Genomic DNA, 11560 nt, shown 5'->3' with positions numbered 1-11560 from the left:
AAGGAATGTTAAATTTAATTAACATATTCCTTTATCCTTTTTATATTTTAAGGGTTACTTAAATTTGCAAGTTACTTATATTATTAGGATATATTAAACTACACGTCTACATGTATAAGTAATCAGTTATACTTTTATTTTGATCATTTGTTATCACATTTAAATTAATCATTACTAATAAAATACTGTTTCTTATTTCTTCCTGAACACCCTTTTCTCCATTCATACCTTCACCTTTCAAAATATCACATAAATGAATTATGCCCCATGATATTTTACTAGGTTCGCATTCATTTATATTTATATTTATTTCATTTCCATAAAAAGCACCATGTAAATAATCATATGCATTTAAAGTGTCCTCCCTTGTCCAATTTTTACCATCCATGAATAAATCAATTAATTTTGTTGTATATACACCCATCTATTACGCCATCCTTCCATTCTCTTTTATATATTTATTTCCCCAGAATTAGAATTATTACAATAATTGTAAAGTTTTAATTGATTGTAACTTTATATATAATACATAAAACATTTTAGTACAAATTCGCCACTAAAAGCAATTAGCATAAATAAATGTATATATTTTATTAAATGAATAATATTTGTAAAATGGTCAATAATTTATATATACCATCCTTTTTATTATTAATTGATAATTATAAAAATACTGCATCGGGGTTCCCCCCATAGATGCAGTGTTTTTGTTTTATTCTATTCTCAAAAACAGATGATCAGAAAATTATCTTCCTAATCATCTGTTTTTTATTTAATTTTAATTATCTATTATTTAACACCCATCCATCCAGCAATTACCATCATTTGAACTTCAGATGTTCCTTCATAAATTTCTGTTATTTTTGCATCACGCATCATTCTTTCAATTGGATAATCGCTTGAATATCCATATCCACCAAATAATTGTAAACAACGTCTTGTTACATCACTGGCATTTCTAGAAGCAACTAATTTTGCCATAGCAGCGAAATGTGTAAATCTTTCATGATTATCCTTTGCACATGCAGCTTGATATACTAAAAGTTTTGAAGCTTCTGTATTTGCACGCATTTGAGCAAGTTCAAATTGAGTATTTTGGAATTTTGAAATAGTACGCCCAAATTGGACACGTTCATTAACGTATTTTATAGTTTCTTCTATTGCACCTTCTGCAATACCAAGAGCTTGCGCTGCAACACCAATACGTCCTCCATCAAGAGTTGCCATTGCAAGGCTAAATCCTTTACCTTCCACTCCTAAAAGATTTTCCTTTGGAACTATGCAATTATCAAAGAATAATTCACATGTAGAAGATCCTCTAATTCCCATCTTTAATTCATGAGTTCCAACAGTAAAGCCAGGGAAATCTTTTTCAACGATAAATGCTGTAATACCCTTTGTTCCCTTACTCTTATCTGTCATAGCTAAAATAATATATATATCTGCAAATCCTGCATTAGTAATAAAGATCTTGCTACCATTTAATACATAATGGTCTCCTTCGAGTACTGCTGTTGTCTTTTGCATAGAAGCATCAGTTCCGGCAGAAGGTTCTGTTAAGCCGAAGGCACCTAATTTTTCACCTGAAGCAAGTGGTTTTAAATATTTCTCTTTTTGCTGATCTGTACCATATGTGTAAATTGGTGTTGCACAAAGACTTGTATGTGCTGAAACAATAACACCTGTTGTTGCACAACATTTAGATAATTCTTCTACGCATTGTACATAACTTAATGTATCCATTCCAGCTCCACCGTATTCTTCTGGAAATGGAATTCCAAGCAAGCCCATTTCAGCCATTTTGGGTATATTTTCTGCTGGGAAGCGCATATTTTCATCAATTTCTTTTGCAATTGGTTTTACCTCTTTTTCTGCAAATTCGCGATACATTTCTTGTAATTGTTTACTATCTTCATCTTGTATAAAATTCATATTAATTACCTACCTTTCGTTTTTTAAGTGTGTTTGTCAATTGTGTTTTATTAGTTGACACCATCTATTGGAGAGCATACTTTACCTGGATTCATAATGGAATTCGGATCAAAAGTTTTTTTAATGCCTTTCATTAACTCCATATTTACTTTTCCAACGCACTCTTCTAAATAACTAATCTTTCCACTACCTATTCCATGTTCTCCTGAAACAAGTCCGCCGCAATCTATTGCTTCTTTATAAATAATATCAAAGAATTTCTCAACTCTTAATTTAAATTCTGCTTCATCTAAATCATTACTACATTGGTATATGTGAAGATTTCCATCTCCTGCATGTCCAAAACTCTTAATAGTTAATCCACACTCTTCGCCAGTTTTATTTGCAAAAGCAAGATAAGAAGCAATTTTATTTATTGGAACTACCACATCACATTCATCTAATAATTTTGTTTCTGCAAGAATTGCATCTAAGAAACTAGAACGTGCAGCCCATGCATCTTTAATTTTTGAAGGTGTATCAGCTACAAGAACATCAATAGCTCCTGCCTCTAATACTATTTCACTTGCTTGTTCGATAAGGTCATTTAATTCATCTTCACTACTTGCATCTAAAGTAACAAGTAAATAAGCATTTGCAGTTACTCCATTAATTACTTGAGGAAATACGCTCTTTCCAATATATCTTTCACTAGATAAAACAATTTCTCTTTCCATAAATTCCAATGCTTGTGGATTCATGTGTTCCATTTTGAATTTAGGAACAGCAGAAATACAATCTTCTAGATTTTCAAAAGGAATAATTAAACTTGCAACTTCCTTTGGTGCTACAATGGTTTTCAAAGTAAGTTCTGTAATAATTCCAAGGGTACCTTCTGAACCAATCATTAAATTCAAAAGACTGTAACCTGAACTTGTTTTTGATACTGTAGCTCCAAAGTGAGTAATTTCTCCTGTTGGAAGAACAACTGTCATTGCACGTACATAATCACGTGTTGCACCATATTTAACAGCTCTCATTCCACCAGCATTTGTTGCAACGTTTCCGCCTAAACAAGCGAGCTTTTCACCAGGATCTGGAGCATAAAGTAATCCTTGTTTTGTACAATCCTCTGCAAGATCCTTGAGCAATACACCTGGTTGAACATGAACAACAAAGTTTTCTAAATCATAAGAAAGTATTTTATTCATCTTTGTAAGATCAATTAAAACTCCTCCGAGTAGTGGAACTGCTCCTCCTGCAAGTCCTGTTCCTGCTCCTCTTGGAGTTACTGGTATCTTATTTTCATTACATATTTTCACTACTGCAGCAACTTCCTCTGTAGAGTGTGCTATAAATACAACTTGTGGAGCTTTTTTCCCATATATAGGCATTTCATCATGAGAATAATCTTCATTGATATCATCACCTGTTAAAATATGTCCTGGAGCTGCCTCCTGTAATTGTAAGATTAATTCTTCTGTCAATTGATTATACTTAGCCATAATAATCCTTCCTTTCTAAACGTTTTCTTACTCTATAATGTTTCTAATAACCATCATCTGGGACCTGTTTTACACATAACACAATTTTCATACTTCCCTTTTCTTTACATTTTACATTGTTAAACAGTATTTTTGATAGAGCCATTGTGTATTTGAATTTTTATAAAAATTATTTATTGGTACTATGGTCCTACCACTTTAGTTAAGTTTATCACATTATTTAAAACAACTCAATCCTTTATACAAATTTTAATGTAAACATTTACTTTGCTTTTGCTTTCTTCATTTCTTCAATCATAGCTGGAAGAATCTCATTTACATTTCCAATAATACTTATATCTGCGATTTCAAAAATTGGAGCTTCTTCATCTTTATTAATTGCCACAATATACTTAGCACCTGTCATTCCAGATGTATGTTGTGTTGCTCCGGAAATACCACATGCAATATAAAGTTTTGGTGCTACAATCTTTCCTGATTGTCCAACTTGATGTGTACGACAAATCCATCCATCTTCAATTGCCGGTCTTGTTGCACCTACTTCACCACCAAATACACTTGCTAATTCTTCAACAAGTTTGAAATTTTCTGCATTTCCCATTCCACGTCCACCAGAAACAATAACTTGTGCTTCTTCTAAATTGACAGTTTCACAAGTGTCTTTTACCGAATCAACAATTTTTGCCTTAACAACACTCGCTGGAATTTCTACTTTTCCCTCTGTAACAACTGCATTTAAGCCAACCTCTGGCTTTGAAAAAGTTCCGTTTCTAACTATAACTACGGCTGTGCCATCTACTTCAATGTGTTCTAAAATTGTACCACCATAAGCTGGTCTAGTGTATATAACTTTATCATCAGTTTTATTCATTTCTATTACGTCACTTACAAATCCTAAGTCCATACGTCCTGCAATACGTGGTGCAATATCTTTAGCTAGCGTTGTATTTGCAAGTAGTACAATATCTGGTTTTTGCTGCTTAACAATTTGTGATAATACTTCTGTCAAAGTGTCACAATCTGTAGCAGTTTCTGTAAAAATAACTGGGATTCCAAAAGTTGCTACAGTATCTGCCATAGCCCTATTACCTATTATAAGTGCTGTTCCTTCTGCATCTAATGCTTTTACTGCACTAATCAATTCAAGACTTCCGCCTAATACTTTTTCTCCATCTGTTTCAATAAACAATAATGCTTTCATACTTTCGTTTTCCCCCTTAATTAGATTGTCTTATCTTTTTTCATTTGCTCGATAGCAGCACTTACTGCTAGCATAGCATCTTTTTCCTTAATTTTGATACCTGCCTCTTTCTTAGGAGGTTGCACATATTCAATGCAACGTACTTTTGCTTGTTTTACCTCTCCAATTTCTGCTGCGCAGTAAGTTGGAATGACTGCCTTTCGACTTGCCATCTTAGTTCTAATAGTAGGATAACGTGGATCATAATTTGGTTTACTTACTGTTACTACAGCTGGAGATTCTAAAGAAACTATATTATATCCTTCTTCAGTTTCTTGATGAACTTCCATGTTAGCATCTTTCAAATTGATTTCAATTGCACTACTAACAAAGCTTGTCCCCAATTTTTCAGCAAGTAATGCTCCTACCTGACCAGTAATTTCATCCGTAGATTCCTTTCCACAAAGAATTAAATCAAATTTTTCACCTTTGTCTTTTTCAATTTTATTAATAGCATCTGCCAAAACATCAGCTGTGGAAGCAGCATCTAAATCTGCATATAAATCATCTTTTACAGAAAATGCTTCTTTAGCTCCTACAGAAAGGCAATTTTTTAATGTATTTAAAGAATCATCTGCTCCAACAGTTAATACACTAACAGTTCCTCCATTAGCTTCTATAAAGCGAACTGCGAGTTCTAATGCATATGTGTCAAATGCATTTGCTACCAAACTGACTCCATTCAAATTAGGTTTTTTCGTCTTATTATCCAAATGGATTTCAATAGAATCATCTGGAACTTGCTTTACACATAACATGATTTTCATACTTTTCCTCTCCTTTATACGTTTACATTATTAGACTATTTTATAGGCAGAACCATATTGTATTTAAATTTTTATAAAAATATTATTTATTGGTACTGGTCCTACCACTTTATTTTATTCTATCACAATTTTCAGAACAACTCAATCATTTATACAATTTTCTTTATTTCATAATTTTGGTATACCGATCTAACACATCTATACTAATTCAAGATGCCTCAATAATAGGACATCTTTTTAGTTCATAACTTGCCATCCTTTTTCGTGATAAGTTTTTCACTTGATAATAATTCATCAATTTTTAACATAAAAATAGACCTTTCTATTCTTGGATTATCATATTCAAGGAATAAAAAGGTCTATTATGTTTAAAAATAAATATTTATAGTTTCAAAATAAATTTAAACTAGTTACACAAAAATTTCAAATAATATGTCAGTGTGGCTTTTACCTTAACCGTTGGCAAAGTTACTATTTAACCGCTCTATTTTGTAATCTTAACTTATCGGCAACCATTGCTATAAATTCACTATTAGTGGGTTTACCTTTAGCATTATGTATAGTATACCCGAAGATTTTATTTATAGTTTCAACTTGGCCACGTCCCCAAGCTACTTCTATAGCATGCCTTATTGCTCTTTCTACTCTACTAGCTGTAGTATTGAATTTTTTAGCAATTGATGGATACAATTCCTTTGTTACTGCAGATAAGAGTTCAATATCATTTACTACCATAGTAATTGCCTCTCTAAGATACATGTAACCTTTTATATGAGCTGGGACTCCAATTTCATGAATTATATTTGTAATTTCAGCTTCCAAATCCATTGGTTCATTTCTATTGATTTTTCTAGGCTCAGTTGTATCAATAAAAGAAATTGATTTTTTACTGCTATCACTAGAAATCGTATTGTTAAACATTTGTCTTATTCTCTTAGTAAAAACTTCCATGTCAAAAGGTTTTACTACGTAATAATCTGCACCTAATGCAATTGCTCTTTGGGTTATTTTATCTTGCCCTACTGCAGAAAGTACAATTATCTTTGGTATTGGATCAAGATCCATGCTACCTAGTCTCTCTAATACTCCTAGGCCATCTAAATGTGGCATTATTATATCAAGTACTACTAAGTCAGGCTTTTTCTCTTTTATTAGTTTAAGAGCCTCTATACCATCTTTTGCAATACCTGTAACCATAATATCTCTTTGACTTAACAAATAATCATTCAAAATATTGCAAAATTCTTTATTATCATCTGCAATAAGAACGCTGATTCTATTTTCTTCCATAAATTAACTCCCCTTTATAAATAAATTCCCATATCTTAACAAATATTAATTCGACAAAAGAATTACAATTCCTTTTAATATTAAAAAAAAATACAAATAAATAATTTTTTCTTATTATTTATGATTACTCACAGAATAAAGGATAGCTTATGCTATCCTTATCTAATTAAATCTATTTTAACTCTTTTTTTTAAATAATACTAGTTATTTTGATAAAATGCCTGCATCTTTTAGCATCCACTCTATATATATCCCATATCCTACATCTGGTTTGTTTATTAAAACATGAGTTACTGCTCCAACAATTTTGTTATTTTGAATTATTGGGCTACCGCTCATTCCTTGAACTATGCCACCAGTTTTCTCTAAAAGTCTAGGATCTGTAACTTTAATTACCATGCTTTTTGATCCAGATGTATTTTGAGATAACAATTTTTGTATTTCTATTTGGAATAACTCAGGTTCACTGCCGTTTATAGTGGTCAAAATTTGAGCCTTTCCTTGTTTTATTTCATCTTTGTAACCTATTTTCATTGGCTTACTAAATTTGTTGTTAATAAGACTTTTAGTTCCATTCCCAAATATACCGCATTCTGTATTTTTGATTATTTGACCTTTTATTTTGCTCTCATTTACAAAAAGGCCTCTTAATTCTCCAGGACTTCCTCTTGTTCCTTTTTTTACAGATACTATATTAGATGAAATAATTACACCATTACTAACATTAAGAGTTGTTCCCGTATCCGCATCTGTAATAGGATGTCCTAGTGCAGCAAATTTATTAGTTTTACTATCATAAATTGTTAATGTACCCACACCTGCTGTAGAATCACGTACCCACAATCCAATTTTGGGTTTACCATCATCTGAATCAAGTGTTGGTTTAACTAAAATTTCTATAAGTTTGGGATTATTTTTACGTTGTATTGTAAGATTTAATTCCGAATTTTTATTTCTATTTATAGAACTTGTTATGTCTTCTGCATGATTTATTTTTATATCATTTATTTTTATTACACTATCACCTATTTGTACACCAGCATTCGCAGCTGGACTTGGTATTTTACCATTTTTGCCCTCAATATCAGACAAAGCCACCACTAAAACACCTTTAGTATTAAGTTTAACTCCAATTGGTTGTCCTCCTGGATAAACCATTATATCTGAATTATGATTTGCTAAAGTTGATTGGGATACTAATAATGTGTCTAAATTTAATTTTACATCTTTATTTCTTTCAATTAAATACGATTTGTTGGTAATATTAGCTTTATCTTCTACCTTATTTGTATAATTGCTAGAGTGTAGCTTTTGCTCAGGATTGTTGAATGCCATAACAACTGTATTATCTACTTTAAAATAGGCACTTAAAGCAATTAACATTAGAGGCATCATAATCCAACATATTATATTTAATTTTTTTCTCATAAGCTTTACCTCCTTTTCTCTTAATATTTATAATTTTAAGTTACCCTTCAATTCTCCATATTATGCTATAACAATAATTCAAAAATAGTAAAACATATATATGTAAAACTAATTTATGATAAATTAAAAGTTTTTTCTATATTTCAATTATTTTCACTCTTTTTATAAATATTACAACATTTTATTAATAATACTTATTATTAAAATACCATTATTTGATTTTATTAAGAATTAATTTTATTAAAGATACTTTTTTAAAATAAAATCATTATATTAATAAAAAGCGAAAAAAAATAAAGCCATCTATAATGACTTTATTTTTACCTATAATACATATTTTTATTACTATAATAAAATATAAAACTGAAAACTACCTTTTCTTTTGTTTTTTCGCCATGTTTATCATTTCATTTGAATTATCTAAGGTTAATTTAGTAACCTGAGTTCCACCAATCATTCTAGCTATTTCATGTTGTTTTTCTTCTTCATTCATCTTGCTAATATTTGTATATGTTTTATCATTTATAACGTTTTTAGATATCAAATAATTTGTATCAGCCATACTAGCTATTTGTGGTAAATGAGTTACACAAAAAATTTGATGATTTAACGATATAGAGTACATTTTCTCTGCAACACATTGTGCAATTCTGCCACTAATCCCCGTGTCTATCTCGTCAAATATGACAGTAGGTATTTCATCCTTATCAACAAATACAGTCTTTAGAGCAAGCATTATACGTGATAGCTCACCCCCAGAAACAATGTCTTCTAATGGATTTAACGGTTCTCCTGGATTTGTAGATATGCAAAATTGAACTTTGTCACATCCATTATTGTAAAACTGATTTTCCAATTTTACTTCTATATAAAATTTACTTTTCTCAAGTCCAATATAATTTAGTTCCTCTTTTATTTTTTCTTGTAATTTTTTTGCTGTAAAACATCTAATTTTATGAATTTCATCCGCTGTAATTTTCATTTCGTGCTCAATTTCTATTTTTTCTTTTTTAAGATGAGCAATTATTTCAGTGCTATTAGTTAGCTCTTCATATTCAAGTTGAATTTTATCTTTATATTCAAATATACCTTCAATGGTTGGAGCATATTTTTTCTTACAACTATTAATTTGGCTTATTCTACTATTCATAAATTCTAATTCTTTTTCATCATAATAGACTGACTCTTTTAAATCTCTAAGGTCTGTAATGTTTTCTTCAATATTAAAATAACTCTCCTCAAGAGAGTCTGTAATTGTTTTTATCTTTCCCATATGCTTTTCTATAACTCTAAGTTCTTTAATCGCTATTGCTAAATTGTAAAAAACAGAAGTGTTTTCTTCATCACTTGTATATAATAATTGATAACTTTTAGATAAATGCTTTTCTAAATTCTCTGCATTACTAATTATTGCATATTTTTTTAATAGTTCTTCATCTTCACCAATTTTAAGATTAGCAATTTTAATTTCTTCTAACTGATAATTTAAGAAATCAATTTTTTTTTCTCTCTCGCCCTCGTTCCCTTCTAATTTAATAATTCTATTTTTAATACTGATCATTTTTGTATATTTCTTATTATATCCCACAAGGACTTTTTCAATTCTATCATTTCCAAATGAATCGACATAAAATATGTGATTAACTTTGTCTAATAAATTATGATTATCATGTTGACCATGAATATCTAATAGATTTTTACTAACATGTCTAACGTTTGAAAGTAACAATGCTTTACCATTAACTTTAGCAATGCTTTTTCCCGATTGAAATGTTTCTCGACTTATAATTATCGTATCTTCATAATCAATATCCATTTCATCTAAAACTATTTTATTTTTTTTTGTATCTATGCTAAAAATTGCCTCAACATAAGTTTTGTTTTCCCCTGTCCTAATTAAGTTCTTATTAAATTTTCCTCCTAATACATAATTTATAGCATCAATTAAAATTGATTTTCCTGCACCTGTTTCACCAGAAAAAACATTAAATCCATGTTCAAAATTAATATTTAGTTTTTCTATTAAAGCAAAATTCATAATATTTAATTGTAGGAGCATAATAACTCCTCCTATTCATTTATCATTTTTTTAATTTTTTGAATAATTTCTTTTATATCTTCTTCATTTCTAATTAAAATAAAAACAGTATTATCCCCAGCTATAGTTCCTACGATACCGTTAAACTTTAAGGAATCTAAAGCTTCTGCAGCTGCAGCTCCTGCTCCTGATATAGTTTTCAATACTATAAATTTATCTACATGGTCAACATAAAGCACTGTTTGAGAAAATATATTAACTAATTTATTTGATAAAAAGCTGTCTCCTGGAGAACTAGTTGCATACTTGTGAGTTCCATATGCATTCATAACCTTAATTAATTTTAGTTCTTTTATATCTCTTGAAACAGTCGCTTGAGTAATATTAAATCCTTCATTTTTTAGTGCTTCAGCCAACTCCTCTTGAGTTTCAACCTCCTTAGATTGAATAATCTCAATTATTTTTGCATGACGTGCAATTTTCATCTTTTTCACCCTCACAATCTGTTGTTCTCGAAATTATTTTTTTTCTTAAAATGCCAAAATAATTGTAATCATTAAATTTAACTAATCTGCATTTTTTATTCGAAACACTTACTAATATTTTTTCGTAACTATTTAGCTTTATTGCTCTTTGACCGTCTAGAGTCAAAAATATGCTTTCATGTTCACATTTTATACTTACAGATATTTCACTTTTACTGTCCAGAACTATAGTTCTCATAGATAAAGACAATGGACAAATAGGTGTCAAAGCAATAACATCTAAATTTGGATAAATTATAGGTCCACCTGCAGATAATGAATATGCAGTAGATCCTGTTGGTGTAGATATTATAAGTCCATCCCCTGTAAAATCAATGTAAAACTTATCATCAATATGAAGTTCATATTTAACAACCCTTGAGAGTGTTCCCTTTGATACAATTATATCATTTAAAGCAGTATATTCTTCACTTTCCCCTCTAAGAGGTAAAGTACACTTTAACATCATTCTATCTTCAACATAATAATCATCTGCTATAATTTTTTTCATAGCATTTTCAAATTCTAATAACTCCACACTTGAAAGAAAACCTAAATTACCAATATTTACACCTAAAATTGGAGTATTTGAATTATTAATATTTCGAGATGTTCTTAAGATAGTTCCATCTCCACCTAAAGCAATAATAATATCTAAATCATTATACTTGATATTCTTAAGCCCAAAAGCATCTTTAAATATAAAAATATTATTATCATCAATATATTTACTAACAACATTTTTTACATACTTAATTATTTCTCCATCTTTATCCTTAGTGGTATTTATATTAATGCCAATCTTTTTCATATTTCCTCCTTGCCACTTTCTCTAACATGTCTCAACTATTAATTGT

The 11560-nt window shown here is 29.9% G+C and carries 10 protein-coding genes; all 10 read right to left on the bottom strand.

The features are described from left to right. Window positions 1-106 precede the first annotated feature (106 nt). On the bottom strand, window positions 107-424 hold the full coding sequence (locus tag KPL38_RS03225) for a hypothetical protein (RefSeq protein WP_216286942.1): 318 nt from the start codon (window positions 422-424) through the stop codon (window positions 107-109). Between the two features lie 365 nt (window positions 425-789). Further along, on the bottom strand, window positions 790-1932 hold the full coding sequence (locus tag KPL38_RS03220) for an acyl-CoA dehydrogenase (protein ID WP_216286941.1): 1143 nt from the start codon (window positions 1930-1932) through the stop codon (window positions 790-792). A 50-nt stretch (window positions 1933-1982) separates the two neighbouring features. Continuing rightward, window positions 1983-3416: a D-lactate dehydrogenase gene (locus KPL38_RS03215; RefSeq protein ID WP_216286940.1), complete on the bottom strand. Its 1434-nt coding sequence runs from the start codon at window positions 3414-3416 to the stop codon at window positions 1983-1985. A gap of 262 nt (window positions 3417-3678) precedes the next feature. Next, window positions 3679-4617 carry an electron transfer flavoprotein subunit alpha/FixB family protein gene (locus tag KPL38_RS03210; RefSeq protein WP_216286939.1) on the bottom strand — a complete coding sequence of 313 codons (939 nt, stop codon included), beginning with the start codon at window positions 4615-4617 and terminating at the stop codon, window positions 3679-3681. 20 nt (window positions 4618-4637) lie between these two features. Beyond that, window positions 4638-5423 carry an electron transfer flavoprotein subunit beta/FixA family protein gene (locus KPL38_RS03205; protein ID WP_216286938.1) on the bottom strand — a complete coding sequence of 262 codons (786 nt, stop codon included), beginning with the start codon at window positions 5421-5423 and terminating at the stop codon, window positions 4638-4640. A 471-nt stretch (window positions 5424-5894) separates the two neighbouring features. Then, on the bottom strand, window positions 5895-6713 hold the full coding sequence (gene spo0A / locus KPL38_RS03200) for a sporulation transcription factor Spo0A (protein WP_216286937.1): 819 nt from the start codon (window positions 6711-6713) through the stop codon (window positions 5895-5897). A gap of 204 nt (window positions 6714-6917) precedes the next feature. Further along, window positions 6918-8141, bottom strand: a complete 1224-nt coding sequence (spoIVB, locus tag KPL38_RS03195; protein ID WP_216286936.1) for a SpoIVB peptidase — start codon at window positions 8139-8141, stop codon at window positions 6918-6920. 370 nt (window positions 8142-8511) lie between these two features. After that, entirely contained in the window at window positions 8512-10200 is a 1689-nt protein-coding gene (gene recN, locus KPL38_RS03190; RefSeq protein ID WP_216286934.1) for a DNA repair protein RecN, read from the bottom strand. An 11-nt stretch (window positions 10201-10211) separates the two neighbouring features. Beyond that, on the bottom strand, window positions 10212-10664 hold the full coding sequence (locus tag KPL38_RS03185; protein ID WP_216286931.1) for an arginine repressor: 453 nt from the start codon (window positions 10662-10664) through the stop codon (window positions 10212-10214). Next, complete coding sequence (locus KPL38_RS03180) at window positions 10633-11514, bottom strand: NAD(+)/NADH kinase (protein ID WP_216286929.1); 882 nt, start codon at window positions 11512-11514, stop codon at window positions 10633-10635. Before KPL38_RS03180 ends, KPL38_RS03185 begins: the two co-directional genes overlap by 32 nt. Window positions 11515-11560: the final 46 nt, after the last annotated feature.

The sequence above is a fragment of the Clostridium psychrophilum genome (assembly GCF_018861705.1).
GTDB lineage: Bacteria > Bacillota > Clostridia > Clostridiales > Clostridiaceae > Clostridium_AD > Clostridium_AD psychrophilum.
Note: the sequence above shows the minus strand (reverse complement) of the source record. Positions and strands in the feature narration are given on the sequence as shown.